Consider the following 21,206-nt stretch of genomic DNA (forward strand, 5'->3'; position numbering starts at 1 on the left):
GTCAGTCGAGGTATTCGACGCTGACGATTTCGTACTCGCGCTGGCCTGCCGGCGCGTCGATGGCGATGGCGTCGCCCTCGTTCTTGCCGATCAACGCGCGCGCCACCGGCGAGGAGATGGCAATCAAGCCCAGCTTGATGTCCGCCTCCAGGTCACCCACGATCTGGTAACGCTTCTCTTCGTCGGTTTCCACGTCGGCCAGCGTCACCGTGGCACCAAATACCACTTTGCTGCCGGCATTGAGCTTGGTGATGTCGATGATCTCGGCATGCGACAGCTCGCCTTCCAGCTGCTTGATGCGGCCTTCGATGAAGCCCTGCTCTTCGCGCGCGGCGTGGTACTCGGCGTTCTCCTTCAGGTCACCGTGCTCGCGCGCTTCGGCGATGGCGGCGATGACCTTCGGGCGCTTGTCCGACTTCAGGTGTTCCAGTTCGTCACGCAGGCGCTTGGCGCCCTTGGCCGTGATGGGTGCTCTCATGCATTCAACTCCTTGTGCAGTTCCTGCAGCGACCAGACCGGACCGGTGCCGCGGAATTCCAACGATTGCACCAACGCCTTGGCGCCTGCAACCGTGGTCGAGTACGTGATGCGGTTCTGCAACGCTTCACGACGGATCGAGAACGAGTCGTTGATCGCCGCACGGCCTTCGGTCGTGTTGACGATATAGACGATCTCGCCATTCTTGATGCTGTCCACGATATGCGGACGGCCTTCAACCACCTTGTTGATCACTTCGCAGGTGTAGCCGTGCTGCTGCAGCCACGCCGCGGTGCCGCGGGTGGCAACCAGCGAGTAGCCGCGCTCGACCAGGCCCTGCACCGCCGGCATCACGCGCGGCTTGTCGATGTCACGCACCGAGATGAAGACCTTGCCGACCGGCGGCGTCTTGATGCTGCCGGCTTCCTGCGCACGCGCAAAGGCGGCACTGAAGGTGCGACCAACGCCCATCACCTCACCGGTGGAGCGCATCTCCGGCCCGAGGATCGGGTCCACGCCCTGGAACTTGGCGAACGGGAAGATGGCTTCCTTCACCGAGTAGTAATCCGGCACGACTTCCTTGGTCGCGCCCTGTTCGGCCAGGGTCTTGCCGGCCATGCAGCGGGCGGCGATCTTGGCCAGCGCCATGCCGGTGGCCTTGGACACGAACGGCACGGTGCGCGAGGCACGCGGGTTCACTTCCAGCAGGAACACCACGTCGTTGCCATCGGCATCGGTCTGGATCGCGAACTGGGTGTTCATCAGGCCGACGACCTTCAGTGCCTTGGCCAGCTCGGTGACCTGGCGACGCAGTTCGGCCTGGGTTTCCGCCGACAGCGAGTACGGCGGCAGCGAGCAGGACGAGTCACCGGAATGCACGCCGGCTTCTTCGATGTGCTCCATCACGCCACCGATCAGGACGTTGCCTTCCTTGTCGCAGATGATGTCCACGTCGGCTTCGACAGCCGCGTCCAGGAAGTGATCCAGCAGCACCGGCGAATCATTGGATACCTTCACCGCATCGCGCATGTAGCGCGCCAGGTCGGCTTCACCATAGACGATTTCCATCGCACGGCCGCCCAGCACATAGCTCGGGCGCACCACCAGCGGGAAGCCGATCTCACGGGCCAAGGCCTGTGCCTCGTCGGCGGTGCGCGCGGTGCGGTTCGGCGGCTGCTTCAGGCCCAGGTCCTGCACCAGCTTCTGGAAACGCTCGCGGTCTTCGGCCAAATCGATGGAGTCCGGCGAGGTGCCGATCACCGGCACGCCATTGGCTTCCAGCGCACGTGCCAGCTTCAGCGGGGTCTGGCCGCCGTACTGCACGATCACGCCCTTGGGCTGTTCCAGCTCGACGATTTCCAGCACGTCTTCCAGCGTCAGCGGCTCGAAGTACAGACGGTCGGAGGTGTCGTAGTCGGTGGAGACGGTTTCCGGGTTGCAGTTGACCATGATGGTTTCATAGCCGTCCTCGCGCAGGGCGAGTGCGGCATGCACGCAGCAGTAGTCGAACTCGATGCCCTGGCCGATACGGTTCGGGCCACCGCCCAGGATCATGATCTTGTCGCGGTTGCTCGGCGCCGCTTCGCACTCGTCCTCGTAGGTCGAGTACAGGTAGGCGGTACCGGTGGCGAACTCGGCGGCGCAGGAGTCCACGCGCTTGTACACCGGGCGCACCTTGTGGGCACGGCGCAACGCGCGGATGGCCGCTTCGTTGGTACCGGTCAGCTGCGCCAGGCGGGCGTCGGAGAAGCCGGCACGCTTGAGCTTGCGCAGGCGGGCGGCGTCCAGCGCATCGATGCCTTCGGCGTGGACCTGCTTTTCATCGGCAATGATTTCTTCGATCTGGTCGAGGAACCACGGATCGATATGCGACAGGCCATAGACGTCTTCGACGCTCAGCCCGCTGCGGAAGGCATCGCCCACATAGAACAGACGCTCCGGGCCCGGGGCCTTGAGCTCGCGCTTCATGGTGGCGATGTCGTCTTCGTTGCCCAGGTCCAGTTCGGTCGGGTCCAGGCCAATCTTGCCGGTTTCCAGGCCGCGCAGGGCCTTCTGCAGGGATTCCTTGAAGGTGCGACCCATCGCCATCACCTCGCCCACCGACTTCATCTGGGTGGTCAGGCGGGCATCAGCCATCGGGAACTTCTCGAAGGCAAAGCGCGGAATCTTGGTGACGACGTAGTCGATCGACGGTTCGAACGACGCCGGGGTCAGGCCGCCGGTGATTTCGTTCTTCAATTCGTCCAGGGTGTAACCCACGGCCAGCTTGGCAGCGACCTTGGCGATCGGGAAACCGGTGGCCTTGGAGGCCAGCGCCGAGGAACGCGACACGCGCGGGTTCATTTCGATCACCACCACGCGGCCAGTGGTCGGGCTGATGCCGAACTGCACGTTGGAACCGCCGGTATCGACGCCGATCTTCCGCAGCACTGCGATGGAAGCATCGCGCAGGCGCTGGTATTCCTTGTCGGTCAGGGTCTGTGCCGGCGCCACGGTGATCGAGTCACCGGTGTGCACGCCCATCGGATCGAGGTTTTCGATCGAGCAGACGATGATGCAGTTATCCGCGGTGTCGCGAACCACTTCCATCTCGAATTCCTTCCAGCCCAGCACCGACTCTTCCACCAGCACTTCGGTGGTCGGTGACAGTTCCAGGCCACGGCCGACGATCTCGATCAGCTCTTCGCGGTTGTAGGCGATGCCGCCGCCACTGCCGCCCAGGGTGAAGGACGGGCGGATGATGGTCGGGTAACCAACGCGGGTCTGGATTTCCAGCGCTTCCTCAAGCGTGTGCGCGACCGCAGCCTTCGGGCACTCCAGGCCGATCTCGCCCATCGCCACGCGGAACAACTCGCGGTCTTCGGCCATGCGGATCGCTTCGCGCTTGGCACCAATCAGCTCGACGTTGTACTTCTCCAGTACGCCATGATCGGCCAGGTCCAGTGCGCAGTTCAGCGCGGTCTGGCCACCCATGGTCGGCAGCAGCGCGTCGGGGCGCTCCTTGTCGATGATCTTCTCTACCGTCTGCCAGTTGATCGGCTCGATGTAGACGGCATCGGCCATCTCCGGGTCGGTCATGATGGTGGCCGGGTTGGAGTTCACCAACACCACGCGGTAACCCTCGTCACGCAGCGCCTTGCACGCCTGCGCGCCGGAGTAGTCGAACTCACAGGCTTGGCCGATGACGATCGGGCCGGCGCCGATGATCAGGATGGTTTTTAGGTCGGTGCGCTTTGGCATGACAGTCCTCAGTAAAGTCGGTCCTGCCACGCCGAAGGGGCGAGCCAGGTGATCTGATCGGTCGAAGCGGCGTCAACCGCTCCGTGTTCGACCGCGGCGCGTACATCACGCAGCATCGCGGCCCAGCTGGGAGCGGCAGCGCCTATGCGCGCGCCGATCCGGTTGTTGTGTGCATCCATCGCACGGCTTGCATTGCCCTGCCCGTCGTTCTCCATCACCTTGCTCACCCAATCCACGCAGCGCGGGGACAGGGTGTAGCCGACGATGGCGCTGGCCAGGCTGTGCCGGTAAGCATCGGCGGGGCCGTTACGCCCCCCCGGCAGACCGGCCTGGAAAAAATTCCAGTACACCGTACCGAGCACGAAGCAGGGATAGGCCGCCAACGCCACCGCTGCAAACGCCGGCAACCGCCAGCGACGCAGACGTGACGTGGCCGCCGGCTTCTGCATCAGCCCTTGGCCCCTTCCATCAGGGTGATGAAGCGATCAAACAACGGCGCCACATCGTGCGGCCCCGGCGAGGCTTCCGGGTGGCCCTGGAAGGAGAACGCCGGTGCATCGGTCAGGGCGATGCCCTGGATGGTCTGGTCGAACAGCGAGCGGTGGGTAACGCGCACGTTGGCCGGCAGCACGCTTTCGTCGATGGCGAAGCCGTGGTTCTGCGAGGTGATCATCACCCGGCCGCTGTCGATGTCCTGCACCGGGTGGTTGGCACCGTGATGGCCGTGGCCCATCTTCATGGTCTTGGCGCCCGAGGCCAGGCCCAGCAGCTGGTGGCCCAGGCAGATGCCGAAGGTCGGGATCTTCTGCTCGACAAAGGTCTTGATCGCGCTGATGGCGTAATCGCAGGGTTCCGGGTCGCCAGGGCCGTTGGACAGGAACACGCCGTCCGGCTTCAGTGCCAGCACTTCTGCTGCCGGGGTCTGTGCCGGCACCACGGTCAGCTCGCAACCGCGTTCGGCCAGCATGCGCAGGATGTTGGTCTTCACACCGAAGTCGTACGCCACGACCTTGAACTTCGGTGCGGCGTGCACGAACGCGTTGCGGTCCAAGTCCAACTGGCCGTCGGTCCAGCCGTACTGCTTGTCGGTGCTGACCACCTTGGCCAGGTCCATGCCCTTCAGGCCGGGGAACTTGCGTGCGGCTTCCAGTGCCGTTTCGACATTGATGTCGTCGCCAGCCATCAGCGCGCCATTCTGGGCGCCACGCTCGCGCAGGATGCGGGTCAGCTTGCGGGTGTCGATGCCGGCAATGGCCACAACGCCGCGCTGGATCAACCAATCCTGCAGCGACAGCTGGTTGCGCCAGCTGCTGGGGCGGCGCGGCACATCGCGCACGATCAGGCCCGATGCCCATACCTTGGCCGCTTCGTCATCCTGGTCGTTCATACCGGTGTTGCCGATATGCGGATACGTCAGGGTGATCATCTGCCGGGCGTAGGACGGATCGGTCAGCATTTCCTGATAACCGGTCATGGCGGTGTTGAACACCACCTCACCCACGGATAGGCCGGGCGCGCCTACGGATTCGCCCTCGAATACGGTGCCGTCTTCGAGCACGAGAATTGCGGCTTGGGTCACGGGAATCTCACTTTGGCTACCGGGGGACTCCGAAGCCACGCCTGCGTCCGCGGTCAAAAACCGGTTGCAAAAAAGCGCGGACGGCGGTCTGGAACCGGTCCGGCTAACGTGTTTCGGCGAGCGGGAATTGTAAAGGCAAGGGGGGGCGCAGCGCCAGCGCCCCGTGCGCCTTCACTTCACGCTTTCAGAAGCAGGCAAATGCAGATTGCGCCGGAGAAAGGCCCGCATTCAGCATCAGCGCCCGGGTTGGCTCAGCCAATCAGGTCGCGCACCCTGTATCGCCCCGGTTCACGCCCCAGCAAGCGGCGCGCCGCATGCAGGGCACCACGCGCAAAAATGTCGCGGTTGGTCGCCCGGTGCACCAGCTCCACCCGCTCGCCGAGCCCGGTGAACTGGACGAAATGCTCGCCGATGATGTCGCCGGCTCGCAGACTGGCGTAACGCGGCTCGGCGCCGCCGTGCTGGGCTGACTCGCCCAGGGTCAATGCCGTGCCCGAAGGCGCGTCTTTCTTGTGCACATGGTGCGATTCGACAATATCGCAGTCCCAGCCCGGCAACGTCGCCGCGGCCCGCTCCACCAGCTCGGCCAACACCGCCACACCCAGGCTGAAATTGGTCGCCCACACCAGCGGGATGTTGGCAGCAGCGGCGTCCAATGCCGCCTGCTGCGCCTCCCTGATACCGGTGGTGCCCGAAACAAGACCAGCGCCCCGCTCCACGCACAGCGCCAGCACCGGATCAAAACCCTCGGGAAGGCTGAAGTCGATCGCAACGTCGAAAGCCGGCGCGCCAGAGAGCTCGCTGGCTGCGAAATGGGGGATGCCATCCACCACGCGCTGCACCGGCGGTTTCCGCACCACGGCGGCAACCACCTGCAACGCGGGATCTTCAGCTGCCAAGCGCAGCAAGGCCTGCCCCATGCGCCCGGAGGCACCATGGATCAGCAATCGGGTCGGAGTGTTGTTCATGCAGGCAAGCTACCGTTTCCACGGGGTAACGCACAAGCACCTGAACAGGACAGCGCCGGGTTTCCCCGGCGCTGTCAGCTGCTCAATGTTGCTTGGGCTCGCTGGGTCCACAACTGTTGCAACCACCGCAAGCGCCTCCGCTGCTCGCCGCAGGCGGGGCCAGCCGCCGCCCCCAGGCCTGCAGGCGCGGCGATCGTTGCGGCTTGACCAGCCACAGCGCCAACGTGCCGCGCAGCGTGCGCAGCACACCAGGGAACTGCTTCTTCAACACCACCCAGGCACTGACCAGCACAGCCAGGCCAATGATCAGGTATTGCAGCAGCAGCCCCTTGTCCATCAGCCTGCCCCCATCGCCTTGGCAACCTGGTAGGTCACCAGCGCCGCCAGATATGCAGCAGCAAACAGGTACACGGTGGCAAACGCCATCTGCTTCCACGAGTTGGTCTCACGCTTGATCGTGGCCAAGGTTGAGATGCACATCGGGGCGTAGATGAACCAGACCATCAGCGACAAGCCGGTGGCCAGGGTCCAGCCGTCGCTGATCACCGGGGTCAGCGCCTGGATCGCCGCGTCGTCATCGGCCGCCGACAACGCATAGATCGTGGCCAACGACGACACCGCCACTTCACGCGCACCCATCCCCGGGATCAGCGCGATGCAGATCTGCCAGTTGAAGCCCAGCGGCGCGAAGATCACCGCCATCGCATGGCCCAGCTGGCCGGCGTAGCTGTAATCGATGGCCGGCAACGTGGCATTCTCCGGTGCACCCGGGAAGGACAGCAGGAACCACAGCAGGATGGTCAAGGCCAGGATGATGCCGCCTACCCGCTTGAGGAAGATCACCGCGCGCTCCCACAGCCCGACCGCAAGGTCACGCGGATTGGGCAGGCGGTAGGACGGCAACTCCAGCAACAGCGGATGCTCGCCCTTGTCACGGCGGAACTTCTTCATCGTCCACGACATGATCAGGGCACTGGCAATGCCGGCCACATACAGGCCGAACAGCACCAGCCCCTGCTGGTTGAACATGCCCCATACGGTCTTTTCCGGAATGAACGCACCAATCAACAAGGCGTACACCGGCAAGCGCGCCGAACACGTCATCAGCGGCGCCACCAGGATGGTGGCAAGGCGATCACGCGGGTCCTGGATGGACCGGGTGGACATGATGCCCGGCACGGCACAGGCAAAGCTGGACAGCAGCGGGATGAAAGAACGCCCGGACAGGCCAGCCGCAGCCATCATCCGGTCCAGCAGGAACGCAGCGCGCGGCAGATAGCCGGACTCCTCCAACGCCAGGATGAAGGCAAACAGGATCAGGATCTGCGGCAGGAACACCACCACGCCACCCACGCCGGCAATGATGCCGTCCACCAGCAGGCTGCTCAGTGGACCTTCCGGCAGATGCGTGGACGCCACCTCGCCCAACCAGCCAAACGCGGCCTCGATGCCATCCATCATCGGCGTGGCCCAGGCATACACCGCCTGGAAGATCAGGAACATGATCACTGCCAGCGTCAGCAGGCCGAACACCGGATGCAGCAACCAACGGTCCAGTGCATCGTCGATCCGGGCGGTACGCGCAGGCATACTGACGGCGCTGGCGAGGATTTCCCGGACCTGAGCGTGGTAATCGGCACCCGGCTCGGCGGCATGCACCGGCAGGCTGGCCAACGATGGCACCAATGCGTCGATACGCTCGACCAGCGCGCGCGCGCCATTGCGCTGCACCGCCACGGTTTCCACAACCGGCACGCCGAGTGCTTTCTCCAGCGCCGCCACGTCGATCTCGATGCCGCGCTTGCGTGCGGCATCGACCATGTTCAGTGCCACGATCATCGGCTTGCCCAACTCGCGCACTTCCAGTGCGAAGCGCAGGTGCAGGCGAAGGTTGGTGGCGTCGATCACGCACACCAGCGCATCCGGTGCGGCCTCACCCGGGTAGAAGCCACGGCACAGATCCCGGGTAATGGCCTCATCCAGGCTGGCCGGCTGCAGGCTGTAGGCGCCCGGCAGATCCAGCACCGCATACTCGCGGCCGGAAGGGCCACGCATGCGGCCTTCCTTGCGTTCGACGGTGACGCCGGTGTAATTGGCCACCTTCTGGCGGCTGCCGGTTAGCTGGTTGAACAGCGCGGTCTTGCCGCTGTTGGGGTTACCAACCAGCGCCAAACGGGCAATTGCATCGCTCATGCTGGCTCTCCCAGTCCGCTCACCTGCACCCGCGCGGCCTCGGCAAGACGCAGCGCAAAGCGAGTGAAGCCGACCTGGAACAGCAACGGCTCACCGCCGACCGGGCCGCGCGCGACCAGCCGCACTTCCTCACCATTGACAAAGCCCAGCTCGCGCAAGCGTCGCGCAATGGCGTCGTTGGCATGCAGGTCCTGTACGTTTTCCACCTTCGCGGATGCATGCAGCGGCAAATCTGACAACGTCACTGAATGGGCGCCTATGAAGAGTTGATAAGAATGGTTATCAATTCTAGCACCGTGAACACGCCCACCGCCGCCCAACCAAAGGCCTACAGCGTTCCCCCTCAGCAACTGTTGCCGATCAGCGGCAGCTGGCCATGCAACTGTTCAGGCGCTCCCCGCAGACGGCGGCAGCCGAGCGGTTCTGGCAGAACGCCTGTGAGGTCTGGCAGGCACCGCGTAGTTCGGGATTGGTGATCCTGTCGCATTGGTTGTTTCTATTTGCCTCGCCGCAGTCGCCGTAATTGCCGGGGTTGGCCGTACACCGCTGGTGAACGGTCTGGCAATAGCTCACGCAGGCGGCAGGGTCGCTGCCTGGTGGGGCGCTCCAGCCGCCGCCACTGGAACAACCGGCCAGCGCCAGCGCTACAGCAACCCAGCCAGCCCACATCCTTGTACGCATCTTCGCCGCCCTGAAATGAGAACAGCCCGAGCATACGCCCGGGCTGTTTCATTGCCATCCCTCGCCGAGGGACTGCGCCGGCTTATTCCACAACCACCGGAATCTTGCCGATACGGGCCTGCCATTCGCGCGGGCCGGTCTTGTGCACCGACTCACCGGTGGAATCCACCGCCACGGTTACCGGCATGTCCTGCACGGTGAACTCGTAGATCGCCTCCATGCCCAGGTCGGCAAAGCCAACCACCTTGGACGCCTTGATCGCCTTGGACACCAGGTAGGCCGAACCACCCACGGCCATCAGGTAGGCCGACTTGTTGTCACGGATGGCTTCGATTGCCGCCGGACCGCGCTCGGCCTTGCCGACCATGCCCAGCAGACCGGTCTGTTCCAGGATCTGGCGGGTGAATTTGTCCATGCGGGTAGCCGTGGTCGGGCCGGCCGGGCCCACCACTTCGTCACGCACCGGATCGACCGGGCCGACGTAATAGATGAAGCGGCCCTTCAGGTCCACCGGCAACGGCTCGCCCTTGTTGAGCATCTCGACCATGCGCTTGTGCGCGGCATCGCGGCCGGTCAGCAGCTTGCCGTTGAGCAGCAGGGTCTGGCCCGGCTTCCAGCTGGCTACTTCTTCCGGGGTGATGTTGTCCAGATCAACGCGGGTGCCCTTGGAGGCGTCGTAGGTCAGCTTGGGCCAGTCTTCCAGCGACGGCGGGTCCAGCATCACCGGGCCGCTGCCGTCCAGGGTGAAGTGCGCATGGCGAGTGGCAGCGCAGTTCGGGATCATCGCCACCGGCAGGTTGGCGGCGTGGGTCGGGAAATCCTTGACCTTGATGTCCAGTACCGTGGTCAGGCCACCCAGGCCCTGGGCGCCGATGCCCAATGCGTTGACCTTCTCGTACAGCTCAAGACGCAGCTCTTCGGCACGATTGGACGCGCCGCGGGCCTGCAGGTCGGTGATGTCGATCGGCTCCATCAGCGATTCCTTGGCCAGCAGCATCGCCTTCTCGGCGGTGCCACCGATGCCGATGCCGAGCATGCCCGGCGGGCACCAGCCGGCACCCATGGTCGGCACGGTCTTGAGCACCCAATCGACGATGGAGTCGGACGGATTGAGCATGGCGAACTTGCTCTTGGCTTCGGAGCCACCGCCCTTGGCGGCAACGATCACATCGACCGTGTCACCCGGCACCACCTTGACGTTGACCACGCCCGGGGTGTTGTCCTTGGTGTTGGTGCGCTTGCCGGCCGGGTCAGCCAGCACCGAGGCGCGCAGCTTGTTGTCCGGGTAGGCGTAGGCACGGCGAATGCCTTCGTTGGCCATGTCCTCGACGCCCATGGTGGCGTCGTCCCAGCGCACGTTCATGCCGATTTCCAGGAACACGGTGACGATGCCGGTGTCCTGGCAGATCGGACGGTGGCCCTCGGCGCACATGCGCGAGTTGATCAGGATCTGGGCAATGGCCTCTTTGGCCGCCGGCGACTCTTCGCGCTCATAGGCAGCGGAGAGATTCTTGATGTAGTCGACCGGGTGGTAGTACGAGATGTACTGCAGCGCGTCGGCGACGGACTGGATGAGGTCTTCCTGCTTGATCGATGTCACGGGCTTGCTCGCTTGCTGAAGGCTGGCGGGGGTTCAGCCCACCATTTTACGCCTTGCCGGCACGGCGCGCTGCCTGATCCTGTCTTGGTCCTTGATAGAGCGTCGCTATCGACAGATTTGTGCGCCAGAGTGGACCTATCCTTGTCACGGACCCGCACGTTGCCGCGTCCTAGCCCCATGAACGCCGAATCCACCTTCCAACACCATCGCCCGCGCCTGCTGGCCCTGGCCTACCGCATGCTGGGCAGCCGCGCCGATGCCGAGGACGTGCTGCAGGATGCCTGGCTGCGCTGGGCCGGCACGGACACCAGCGACGTCCGCGACGCCGAGGCCTGGCTGGTCACCACGACCACCCGCCTCAGCCTGGACCGCCTGCGCGCGGCCAAGCGTGACCGTCAGCATTACGTCGGCCCGTGGCTACCCGAGCCGCTGGAGGTTGAACTGGCGCCAGACCCCGGCGCCGACCCGGCGCAGCGGCATGCACTGGCAGATGAGGTCTCCTTTGCCTTCCTGACCCTGCTGGAGCAACTCAGCCCGGACGAACGTGCGGCCTTCCTGCTGAAGGAGGCCTTCGATCATGACTACCGGCAGATCGGCGCCCTGCTCGGCCACAGCGAAGCCAATTGCCGCCAGCTGGTCCGCCGGGCCCGGGTACGCCTGCAGTCCGGTGCGCCACGCTTCAGTGCGCCCCCCGAGCTGCACCGGCAGCTGTTGCAGCGCTTCATGGAGGCGGCGCAACGCGGCGACAGCGAGGCCATCCAGGCACTGCTGCATGCCAATGCCATCGCACTGTCCGATGGCGGCGGCGTGGTTACTGCCGCGATTCGCCCGTTGCACGGCGCCGAGCGCATCGGCCGCCTGTACTGGGCCATCGCCCGCCGTGGCGCGGCATTGCCCTCGCAACTGGGCTACGTCAACGGCGAGCCGGCGATCCTGCGCTTCGACGGTGGCAAGCTGGCCTCATTCACCACCATCGAAGTCGTGGACGGGCGCATCGCCGCCATGTACAGCGTTCTCAATCCCGAAAAACTGCCGCTGCTTGTCACGACCGAGCGCGCTGCGGCGTCCTTGAACTGAAAGCCGGCCCCGTTGGCCGCCTGGAGTCCCCTGATGTCTGCTTCCAATTCCCCCCGCGTCCCCTATGCCCGTCTTGCCGCCGACGCCTTCAAGGGCCTGCTGGCCACCAGCAAGGCCGTGCATGACAGCAGCATCGAGCACGAGTTGCAGGAGCTGGTGTTCCTGCGCGTCTCGCAGATCAATGGCTGCGGTTACTGCATGGACATGCATGGCACCGCGCTGCGCAAGGCCGGCATCGAACCACGCAAGCTCGACACCCTGCCCGCCTGGCACGAAAGCCGCTTCTTCGATGCGCGCGAGCGCGCCGCACTGGGCTGGGCCGAAGCGCTGACCCGCCTGCCGGATGCTGCCCCTTCCGATGCGGCCTTCGAAGCACTGGCTCCACATTTTGATGAAAAGGGCATCAGCGACCTGAGCATGGCCGTGGCCGTCATCAATGCCTGGAACCGATTGGGTGCCGGACTGCTGCCGCCACTGCCCTGAGGCCTGCAGACGCTGCTGATGGCCTGTACGCCGGCCAGACCGCACAATACGGCGCATGGGAACCCTTGTACTGATCCTCGACATCATCGGCACCTTCGTCTTCGCCCTGTCCGGGGCGACGATGGGGGTACGCCGGCGCCTGGATATCTTCGGCGTGCTGGTGCTGTCGTTCGCGGCGGCACTGGCCGGCGGCATCACCCGTGACCTGCTGATCGGTGCCACGCCGGTGGCGGCCATCAGTGACTGGCGGTACCCGGCAATCACCCTGGTCGCCGGCATCGTCACCTTCTTCTGGGCACCGTTGATCGAACGCATGCAGTACCCGGTGCGGATGTTCGATGCCATGGGTCTGGCTCTGTTTGCGGTGGCCGGCACGCAAAAGGCGCTGGCCTTTGGCATCGCCCCACCAATGGCGGCCGCGCTGGGCATGCTGACCGGCATTGGCGGCGGTATTGCCCGCGATGTGTTGCTGGCGCAGGTGCCGCTGGTGCTGCAGGCAGAGTTGTATGCGGTGGCCGCGCTGGCGGGCGCCGCGGTGGTGGCCGTGGGCTACTGGCTGGGCTTGCCGCCCTTGCCTTGTGCGCTGGTGGGCGCGGGCCTGTGCTTCGGGCTGCGAATGATGGCCATGCATTTTGGTTGGCATCTGCCTGTGGCATTGCAATCCTCGGAACCACCGCCGCCGGAAGGACCGCGTAGTTGAGATGAGGCAACGGAGGCGTTGGGCCTCGCCTCTGCGCCGTCATTCCAGCGAAGGCGGAAATCCCTTTTACCCTCCTTGCCGTCATTCCAGCGAAGGCGAAAATCCCTTTTACCCTCCTTGCCGTCATTCCCGCGAAGGCGGGAATCGCTCTTGCCGCCCAATGCCGTCATTCCCGCGAAGGCGGGAATCGCTTTTGCCGTTGAGGTTGTTGTCTCCGATGCCTCTGCTCTTGCACCCGCATCACTATCCAGAACTCACTCAAAAGCAAATCAAGAACCAGAGCGATTCCCACCTTCGCGGGAATGACGACTGAAGGGCGAAGCCACAGCCAGAGCCAGAGCGATTCCCGCCTGCGCGGGAATGACGGCAGAAAAACAAGGCCACGGCAGAACCATTCCCCCCTTCGCGAGAACGACGACGCAAGGGCTGCAGGCCTGAAACCAGAAGCGACTCCCACCATCGCCCTGCCGGTAACACCAAACTCACACCACTTCGGCCATCGTGTGCTTTCCCATCACGAAGGCCTCCCACATGAGCACCGAACGCCCCGATTCCCTCATCGCCGATGAAGTCGTCCGCACCCTGGGCCAACAGGGCCAGTCCTCGCAGGTGCTGGCACAGGTCAAGGACGGTCAGGTCACCCTGTCCGGCGACGTGCCCAGCAGCGAGGTCAAGCACACCGTCGAATCGGTTATCGGCGCCATCGAAGGCGTGCGCAAGATCGTAAGCCATCTCAATATCGACAGCGGCAAGCGCTCGTTCGGCGCCCGTGGCGAGGCTGTGCGTGACAATCCCGACGGCCGCGATGACGCGGAAATGGGCGATATCGACCTGGGCAAGGACGGCTGAGTAGCGCTGACACATCGGCCCGCCGCTTTGCAGGTAACCTGAAGCGGCACCTTGCCGCCTGAGTCACCCATGCCGCACCCCTCGCCCGCTCCCGCCTCATCCAAGAAACCCAGCTTCCGCGAGCGCGTGGACGCCATGCGCAACCTGCCGCCGTTCCTGCGGCAGGTATGGCAGACCAGCCGTTGGTTGACCATCGCCAGCCTCGGCTTGCGCCTGATCCGCGCGCTGATGCCGGTGGCCATGCTGTACGTGGGCAAGTTGATTATCGACGAGGCGGTACGCCTGGCCGGTGCTGGCGCCATGCCTCCACTGGCGGAGGCATTCTCCAGCGGCTACCTCAACACACTGGTTGAACTGCTGCTGCTGGAACTGGCCATCGCCATCGGCTCGGACCTGCTGGGCCGGCTGATCAGCTACGCCGATTCCCTGCTGTCGGAACTGTTCACCAACGCCACCAGCGTGCGCCTGATGGAGCATGCCGCCGAGCTGGACCTGGAGGACTTCGAAGACCCCGACCTGCAGGACAAGCTGGACCGCGCCCGTCGCCAGACCATGGGCCGCATGAGCCTGATGAGCCAGTTGTTCGGCCAGGTGCAGGACACCATCACCGTCATCAGCTTTGCCGCTGGCCTGATCGTCTACGCGCCGTGGCTGATCGTGCTGCTGGCCATCGCGCTGGTGCCGGCCTTCATCGGCGAGTCGCACTTCAACACCTTGGGCTATTCGCTCAATTTCAGCTGGACGCCCGAGCGCCGCCAGCTCGACTACCTGCGCCAGGTGGGCGCCAGCGTGGAAACGGCCAAGGAGGTGAAGATCTTCAACCTCAACCGTTTCCTGATCGACCGCTACAAGCTGCTGGCCGAACGCTTCTACAAGGCCAACCGCGCACTGGCACGCAAGCGGGCGATCTGGGGCACCTTGCTGGCCGCGCTCGGCACCCTGGGTTACTACGCCGCCTATGGTTACATCGCCTGGCGCACGATCCGTGGCGACTTCAGCATCGGCGACCTGACCTTCCTGTCCGGCAGCTTCCTGCGCCTGCGCCAGTTGCTGGAAGGCCTGCTGACCGGCTTTTCGCAGGTGGCCGGGCAAGCGCTGTACCTGGACGACCTGTTCTCGTTCTTCGCCATCGAACCGGAAATCCGCTCGCGCCCTGACGCCGTGGCAATACCGCGCCCGATCCGCGAAGGCTTCGTCTTCGACAACGTCGGCTTCCGCTATCCCGATGCCGAGCGCTGGGCTGTACGCAACCTCAGCTTCCACCTGCAGGCCGGTGAAGTCATCGCTCTGGTCGGCGAGAACGGCGCCGGCAAGACCACCCTGGTCAAGCTGCTGGCCCGCCTGTACGACCCGGACGAAGGTCGCATCCTGCTGGATGGCCGCGACCTGCGCGATTACGACCTCGATGACCTGCGCGCCAACATGGGGGTGATCTTCCAGGACTTCGTCCGCTATCACCTGTCGGCTGGCGAAAACATCGGTGTCGGCCTGGTCGAGTCCATGAACGACAAGGACCGCATCCGCGATGCGGCCCACCGCGCGCTTGCCGATGAAGTGATCGACGCCCTGCCCGCCGGCTATGACCAGCTGATCGGCCGCCGCTTCAAGACCGGCGTGGATCTGTCCGGTGGCCAATGGCAGAAGATCGCCATTGCCCGTGCGTATATGCGCGATGCCCAGGTGATGATCCTGGACGAACCGACTGCGGCCCTGGATGCGCGCGCCGAGTTCGAGGTGTTCCAGCGGTTCAAGGAACTGTCGGACAACCGCACGGCGGTGCTGATCTCGCACCGGTTTTCCTCGGTACGCATGGCCGACCGCATCCTGGTGCTGGCCGACGGCCGCATCGAGGCCAGCGGCACCCATGAGGAGTTGATGATCGAAGGCGGCCGCTACGCCGAACTGTTCGAGCTGCAAGCCGCCGGATACAGGTAAGCCAGACACTGTAGTGCCGAGCCATGCTCGGCAGGGGCTTCACCCGTAGACCCTCACCTGTAGTGCCGAGCCATGCTCGGCAGGGGCTTCACCCGTAGACCCTCACCTGTAGTGCCGAGCCATGCTCGGCAGGGGCTTTACCGGTAAGGCTTCATGCCGAGCATGGCTCGGCACTACACGGGTGCTTGAATGCCGCCCCCGCCCTGACAATATCGTTCAAATGAGATTTATTCTTATTTGGGAGAAGTCGGCTAGAATACGCAGGTCTCCAATCTACGAATCACGGCATGTCTTCCGCTTTTGGCGCCGAAACGGTGCTTGAAGTCCGTCACTGGACGGACGCCTACTTCAGCTTCTCCACCACCCGCGACAGCGGCTTCCGCTTCGAGAATGGCCAGTTCGTGATGATCGGGCTGGAAAACGAAGGCGCCCGCCCGCTGATGCGTGCCTACTCCATCGCCAGCGCCAACTGGGAAGAGCAACTGCACTTCTTCAGCATCAAGGTGCAGGACGGCCCGCTGACTTCGCGCCTGCAGCACCTCAAGCCCGGCGACAAGGTACTGGTCGGCAAGAAGCCCACCGGCACCTTGCTGATCAGCGACCTGCACCCCGGCAAGCACCTCTATCTGCTGGGCACCGGCACTGGCCTGGCGCCGTGGCTGAGCGTGGTCAAGGACCCGGAAACCTACGAGCGCTTCGAGAAGGTCATCGTCTGCCACGGCGTACGTTTCGAAAAGGACCTGGCCTACCGCGAGTACTTCGAGGAAGAATTGCCGAACGACGAGATCCTCGGCGATATCGTTCGCGACAAGCTGCTGTATTACCCGGCGGTCACCCGCGAGCCTTTCCCCAACCAGGGCCGCCTGACCTCGCTGATGGAAACCGGGCAGATGCAGGAAACCCTGGGCCTGCCGCCGCTGGACCCGGCCAATGACCGCTTCATGATCTGTGGCAGCCCGCACATGCTGGCGGATCTGCGCAGCGTGCTCGATGCCCGTGGCTTCACGGCCTCCACACGCATCGGCACGGCAGGCCACTACGTGTTCGAACGGGCTTTCGTGGAAAAGTAATCGAGGCAGGCACAGCCCAAGCTGCGACCCCGGTGGTGCGTCAGATCACCGTACTTCGTGAGCGTCACACCCCGCACTTCGCGAATGCCTGCCACGCTTCATTGCAACGCCGCCCGGATATCGGCTTCCAGCGATTCCGGGCGCGCGGTGGGCGCGTAGCGTGCCAGCACCTGCCCATCCCTGCCGACCAGGAACTTGCTGAAGTTCCATTTGATCGCCGCAATTCCCAAGGCGCCGCGCTTCTGGCGCTGCAGCCATTGCCATAGCGGGTGCGCATCGGCGCCGTTGACATGCAGCTTGCCGGACATCGGAAAACTGACCCCGTAGGTGACACTGCAGAAGTCCTGGATCTCAGCTGCATTGCCCGGCTCCTGGTGGCCGAACTGGTCGCAGGGACAACCCAACACCACCAAGCCGCGCGGGCCGAACTCCCGCCACAGCTGCTCCAACCCTTCATATTGCGGGGTAAAGCCGCACTTGGATGCGGTATTCACCACCAGCAACACCCTGCCGTCGAACGCAGCCAGCGGCAGCGGACGGCCATCCAGTGCAGTGAGTTCGAAGTCGAAAGCGTTGGGCATGGCGGGGACTCCAGGAGAGGCTGCAAGCCTACGGCATCAACGTGTCAACGGCCCGCAACAGACCGGTTGCCATTGCAACCATGCCATTCGACACACCCGGCCGCATAGTCCCGCGGGTTACCCTGAGAGACCTGTCTTTCCCGGAGCTTCAGCCTTGAACACCCGTCTCGCCCTCGCCCTTGCCGCGACCCTGGGCCTTGCCCTGCCGGCCTACAGCCTGACCGCGACCGCAGCGACCACCCAGTCGGCCCAGCAGGCCAACCCGTTCTTCGCCGAAAGCCCGCTGCCGTTGCACTATCCGCAGTTCGACAAGATCAAGGACAGCGACTTCGCACCGGCGTTCGACGCCGGCATGGCGCAACAGCTGCAGGAAGTGGAGGCCATCGCCAACAACCCGGCCGCCCCCACCTTCGACAACACCCTGATCGCGCTTGAAAAGAGCGGTGCGGTACTGGATCGCGCCACCACCGTGTTTTTCTCGCTGATCGGCGCCGACACCAACGATGCGCGCAAGAAGCTGCAGGCCGATTACTCCGCCAAGTTCGCCGCGCACAGCGATGCCATCAACCTCAATGGCAAGCTGTTCTCGCGCATCGAGACCCTCTACAACGACCGCGCCACGCTGGGCCTGGATGCAGAAGGCCTGCGCCTGGTCGAGAAGTACTACGACAATTTCGTCCGTGCCGGTGCCAAGCTGTCCGACGCTGACAAGGCCAAGCTCAAGGCGATGAACGCCGAGCTGGCCAACCTGGGCACCAAGTTCAGCCAGAACGTGCTGGCCGAGGTCAATGCCTCCTACATCGTGGTTGACGACGTCAAGCAGTTGGACGGTTTCTCCGACGAACAGATCGCCGCTGCCGCCGAGGCCGCCAAGGCCCGCAAGCTCGATGGCAAGTACGTCATCGCCCTGCTCAACACCACCGGCCAGCCGCCGCTGACCAACCTGACCAACCGCGAGCTGCGCCAGAAGATCTACGAAGCCTCGGTATCGCGTGGCAGCAAGGGCGGCGAATACGACAACACCGCGCTGGTGTCGCGCATCATGACCCTGCGCGCCGAGAAGGCCGCGCTGATGGGCTTCCCGAACTTCGCCTCCTACTCGCTGGGCAACCAGACCGCCAAGACCCCCGAAGCGGTCAACGCCATGCTCGGCCAGCTGGCCCCGGCCGCGGTAACCAACGCCAAGCGCGAAGCCGCCGACCTGCAGGCCATGATCGACAGCGAGCAGAAGGCCGCCGGCAAGCCGACCTTCGAACTGCAGCCGTGGGACTGGGCCTTCTATAGCGAGAAGGTGCGCCAGGCCAAGTACAACTTCGACGAATCCCAGCTCAAGCCCTACTTCGAGCTGAAGAACGTGCTGGAGAACGGCGTGTTCTTCGCCGCCGGCAAGGAATATGGCCTGAGCTTCAAGCAGCGCACTGACCTGCCGGTCTACCACGACGACGTCACCGTTTATGACGTGTTCGATGCCGACGGCAGCCAGTTGGCCATCTTCATCTTCGATCCCTACGCACGTGAGTCCAAGCGTGGTGGTGCATGGATGAACGCTTACGTGTCGCAGTCGGGGCTGACCGGTGACAAGCCGGTTGTGGCCAACCACCTCAACATTCCCAAGCCGCCGGCCGGCAAGCCGACCCTGCTGACCTGGGATGAAGTAACCACCACCTTCCACGAGTTCGGCCATGCACTGCACGGCATGTTCTCGGACGTGAAGTACCCCTACTTCGCCGGCACCGCCGTGCCGCGTGACTTCGTCGAATTCCCCTCGCAGGTGAACGAGATGTGGTCCGACGAGCCGACCATCCTGGCCAACTACGCCAAGCACTACCAGAACGGCTCGGCAATGCCGCAGGCGCTGCTCGACAAGGTGATTGCCGCCTCCAAGTTCAACCAGGGCTTTGCCACCACCGAGTATCTGGGCGCGGCAATGCTGGACCAGAGCTGGCACCAGATCGGTGTTGGCCAGATCCCGGCGCCGAAGGACGTGATGAAGTTCGAGCACGAAGCACTGGTCAAGGACGGCATCTACTACGCGCCGGTCCCGCCGCGCTACAAGACCCCGTACTTCAGCCACATCATGGGTGGCTATTCGGCCGGCTACTACGCCTACATCTGGTCGGAGGTGCTGGACGCCAACACCCAGAAGTGGTTCCGCGAACACGGCGGCCTGTCGCGCGCCAATGGCGACCATTTCCGCAAGACCCTGTTGTCCAAGGGCGGTAGCGTTGACGCGATGGAGCTGTTCCGCAATTTCGCGGGTCATGAGCCGCAGATCGAGCCGTTGCTGGAGAAGCGTGGCCTGACCACCGGTGATGCTGCCAAGTAAGCAGCTGCAGGTTCTGATGGAAGGAAAACGCCCGGCTTTGCCGGGCGTTTTCTTTGCTTGCGGGGGAAGAGTCAAAAGCCCCCTCATCCGCCCTCCGGCCACCTTCTCCCGCAGGCGGGAGAAGGGAGTGGTCCAGCCATGGTTGGGGCTGAAGCATTGCTTGCACCCAGGCATTGCGCGGCAAGCCGACAACGCAGGCAAAGCCAGCTTTCCCTTCTCCCGCAGGCGGGAGAAGGGAGTAGTCCAGCCATGGTTGGGGCTGAAGCATTGCTTGCGCCCAGGCATTGCGCGGCGAACCGACAGTGCAGATAAAGCCAGCGTTCCCTTCTCCCGCTAGCGGGAGAAGGTGGCCGGAGGGCGGATGAGGGGGCTTTACGCCTTGGCTTCGCGCCTTGGCCACTCAACAACCCAACGTTCAATACCAAGCCCCACCAAACCCTATCACCTCGGCTCGACAATCACCGTTGCAGTCATGCCATTGGCCAACACAACACCTTTCGCCAGCGAACCGGCATCGAGCTTGATCCGCACCGGAATGCGCTGTGCCAATCGTACCCAGTTGTAGGTGGGATTCACGTTGGCCAGCAGGTCGCTACCTGTTGGGCTGTCAGCATCGGTGATGCCATGCGCGATGCTTTCGATATGGCCGTGCAACTCCTGTCCGCTCATCAACTGCACGCGGGTGCTATCGCCAACATGCAGCTGCGCCAGCTTGGTCTCCTCGAAGTAGCCATAGACCCAGAACGAATCGGTATCGATCACTGCCAGGCGCGCCGCACCCGCCGTAGCGTAATCGCCCTGGCGGACTTCAAGATTGGTCACATAGCCGTCCACCGGCGCACGCACCTGGGTACGCTCAAGGTTCAGTTCGGCCGTATCCAGTGCAGCCTGTGACTGTTCGACCGCCGCAAGGGCCTGCTGCTGCGCGGCACTGGCCTGCTGCCGGCTTGCCTGTGCCTGGGCCACCCCGGCACGTGCCGCCTGGGCGGCGCTTAACGCGTCGGTACGCGCCTCCTCGGAAATCAGGCTGCCGGTGATGCGCTCGCGGCGTTCGTACTGTTGTTCGGCACGGTGGGCATTGGCACTCTGCTGGACCGCGCCAGCAGCAGCTACCTGGATGCTTGCACCGGCCGCGCGCGCGGACGCCTGCGCGGCAGCAAGATTGCCACGCGCCTGGTTGACGGCGTTCTGATAGCGCAAAGGATCGATCTGGTACAGCAGCTCACCGCGCTTGACCCGCTGGTTGTCGTGCACGGCCACCGCAGTGACGGGGCCGGATACGTCCGGCGCAACCCGCACCACTTCCGCACGCAAGCGCCCTTCGCGCGTCCACGGCGAATACATGTAATGCCGCCACATCGCCATGGCGATCAACGCAGCAGCAAGCACCGCAGCCGCGGTGAGAATGAATCGGAGCAAGGATTGAACTTTCGGGGTCATTGGCAAA

General features: G+C 64.2%; 19 protein-coding genes. 8 read left to right on the forward strand and 11 right to left on the reverse strand.

The features are described 5' to 3' along the window. Position 1: 1 nt before the first annotated feature. The 8 genes from greA to RT460_RS14815 all read right to left on the reverse strand — a co-directional run bounded on the left by greA (position 2) and on the right by RT460_RS14815 (position 8,702). Complete coding sequence (gene greA / locus RT460_RS14780; protein ID WP_312369654.1) at positions 2-466, reverse strand: transcription elongation factor GreA; 465 nt, start codon at positions 464-466, stop codon at positions 2-4. Positions 467-474: 8 nt separating this feature from the next. Next, positions 475-3,717 carry a carbamoyl-phosphate synthase large subunit gene (carB, locus tag RT460_RS14785; RefSeq protein ID WP_313319709.1) on the reverse strand — a complete coding sequence of 1,081 codons (3,243 nt, stop codon included), beginning with the start codon at positions 3,715-3,717 and terminating at the stop codon, positions 475-477. Between the two features lie 8 nt (positions 3,718-3,725). Continuing rightward, positions 3,726-4,166, reverse strand: coding sequence for a hypothetical protein (locus RT460_RS14790; protein ID WP_313319711.1), 441 nt, complete (start codon positions 4,164-4,166; stop codon positions 3,726-3,728). Further along, the gene (carA, locus tag RT460_RS14795) at positions 4,166-5,296 is read right to left on the reverse strand and encodes a glutamine-hydrolyzing carbamoyl-phosphate synthase small subunit (RefSeq protein WP_313319713.1); all 1,131 of its coding nucleotides are present in this window, start codon (positions 5,294-5,296) and stop codon (positions 4,166-4,168) included. Before carA ends, RT460_RS14790 begins: the two co-directional genes overlap by 1 nt. A 251-nt stretch (positions 5,297-5,547) precedes the next feature. Then, positions 5,548-6,264: a 4-hydroxy-tetrahydrodipicolinate reductase gene (gene dapB, locus RT460_RS14800; RefSeq protein ID WP_313319715.1), complete on the reverse strand. Its 717-nt coding sequence runs from the start codon at positions 6,262-6,264 to the stop codon at positions 5,548-5,550. Between the two features lie 82 nt (positions 6,265-6,346). Next, the gene (locus RT460_RS14805) at positions 6,347-6,601 is read right to left on the reverse strand and encodes a DUF6587 family protein (RefSeq protein ID WP_313319717.1); all 255 of its coding nucleotides are present in this window, start codon (positions 6,599-6,601) and stop codon (positions 6,347-6,349) included. Then, positions 6,601-8,457 carry a ferrous iron transporter B gene (locus RT460_RS14810; RefSeq protein WP_313319719.1) on the reverse strand — a complete coding sequence of 619 codons (1,857 nt, stop codon included), beginning with the start codon at positions 8,455-8,457 and terminating at the stop codon, positions 6,601-6,603. The genes RT460_RS14805 and RT460_RS14810 overlap by 1 nt, the downstream gene beginning before the upstream one ends. Further along, positions 8,454-8,702 carry a FeoA family protein gene (locus tag RT460_RS14815; protein WP_313319721.1) on the reverse strand — a complete coding sequence of 83 codons (249 nt, stop codon included), beginning with the start codon at positions 8,700-8,702 and terminating at the stop codon, positions 8,454-8,456. Before RT460_RS14815 ends, RT460_RS14810 begins: the two co-directional genes overlap by 4 nt. 131 nt (positions 8,703-8,833) lie before the next feature. Here RT460_RS14815 and RT460_RS14820 point away from each other — a divergent pair, with 131 nt between their 5' ends. Next, positions 8,834-8,980, forward strand: a complete 147-nt coding sequence (locus RT460_RS14820) for a hypothetical protein (RefSeq protein ID WP_313319723.1) — start codon at positions 8,834-8,836, stop codon at positions 8,978-8,980. A gap of 240 nt (positions 8,981-9,220) precedes the next feature. On the opposite strand, the gene RT460_RS14825 is transcribed toward RT460_RS14820, so the two are convergent. Continuing rightward, positions 9,221-10,738: a fumarate hydratase gene (locus RT460_RS14825; protein ID WP_313319725.1), complete on the reverse strand. Its 1,518-nt coding sequence runs from the start codon at positions 10,736-10,738 to the stop codon at positions 9,221-9,223. 177 nt (positions 10,739-10,915) lie between these two features. On the opposite strand from RT460_RS14825, the gene sigJ reads away from it, so the two are divergent. The 6 genes from sigJ (at position 10,916) to RT460_RS14855 (ending at position 16,852) form a co-directional block, all read left to right on the forward strand. Beyond that, entirely contained in the window at positions 10,916-11,815 is a 900-nt protein-coding gene (sigJ, locus tag RT460_RS14830) for an RNA polymerase sigma factor SigJ (RefSeq protein WP_313319727.1), read from the forward strand. Between the two features lie 33 nt (positions 11,816-11,848). Further along, positions 11,849-12,298: a carboxymuconolactone decarboxylase family protein gene (locus RT460_RS14835; protein ID WP_313319729.1), complete on the forward strand. Its 450-nt coding sequence runs from the start codon at positions 11,849-11,851 to the stop codon at positions 12,296-12,298. A 55-nt stretch (positions 12,299-12,353) separates the two neighbouring features. Continuing rightward, on the forward strand, positions 12,354-12,998 hold the full coding sequence (locus RT460_RS14840) for a trimeric intracellular cation channel family protein (RefSeq protein WP_313319731.1): 645 nt from the start codon (positions 12,354-12,356) through the stop codon (positions 12,996-12,998). 531 nt (positions 12,999-13,529) lie between these two features. Next, entirely contained in the window at positions 13,530-13,847 is a 318-nt protein-coding gene (locus RT460_RS14845) for a BON domain-containing protein (RefSeq protein WP_313319733.1), read from the forward strand. Between the two features lie 69 nt (positions 13,848-13,916). Further along, complete coding sequence (locus tag RT460_RS14850; RefSeq protein ID WP_313319735.1) at positions 13,917-15,782, forward strand: ABC transporter ATP-binding protein; 1,866 nt, start codon at positions 13,917-13,919, stop codon at positions 15,780-15,782. Between the two features lie 287 nt (positions 15,783-16,069). Continuing rightward, positions 16,070-16,852, forward strand: coding sequence for a ferredoxin--NADP reductase (locus RT460_RS14855; protein WP_313319736.1), 783 nt, complete (start codon positions 16,070-16,072; stop codon positions 16,850-16,852). Between the two features lie 98 nt (positions 16,853-16,950). Here RT460_RS14855 and RT460_RS14860 read toward each other — a convergent pair whose 3' ends face one another. Further along, a complete protein-coding gene (locus tag RT460_RS14860; RefSeq protein ID WP_313319738.1) occupies positions 16,951-17,433 on the reverse strand; it encodes a glutathione peroxidase in 483 nt (160 codons plus the stop codon). A 154-nt stretch (positions 17,434-17,587) separates the two neighbouring features. Here RT460_RS14860 and RT460_RS14865 point away from each other — a divergent pair, with 154 nt between their 5' ends. Continuing rightward, the gene (locus tag RT460_RS14865) at positions 17,588-19,759 is read left to right on the forward strand and encodes a M3 family metallopeptidase (protein ID WP_313319740.1); all 2,172 of its coding nucleotides are present in this window, start codon (positions 17,588-17,590) and stop codon (positions 19,757-19,759) included. Between the two features lie 441 nt (positions 19,760-20,200). Here the strand turns inward: RT460_RS14865 and RT460_RS14870 are convergent, their stop codons facing one another. Further along, complete coding sequence (locus RT460_RS14870) at positions 20,201-21,199, reverse strand: HlyD family secretion protein (protein ID WP_313319742.1); 999 nt, start codon at positions 21,197-21,199, stop codon at positions 20,201-20,203. Positions 21,200-21,206 lie beyond the last annotated feature (7 nt).

Source organism: Stenotrophomonas sp. (genome assembly GCF_032061965.1).
Classification (GTDB): Bacteria; Pseudomonadota; Gammaproteobacteria; order Xanthomonadales; family Xanthomonadaceae; genus Stenotrophomonas.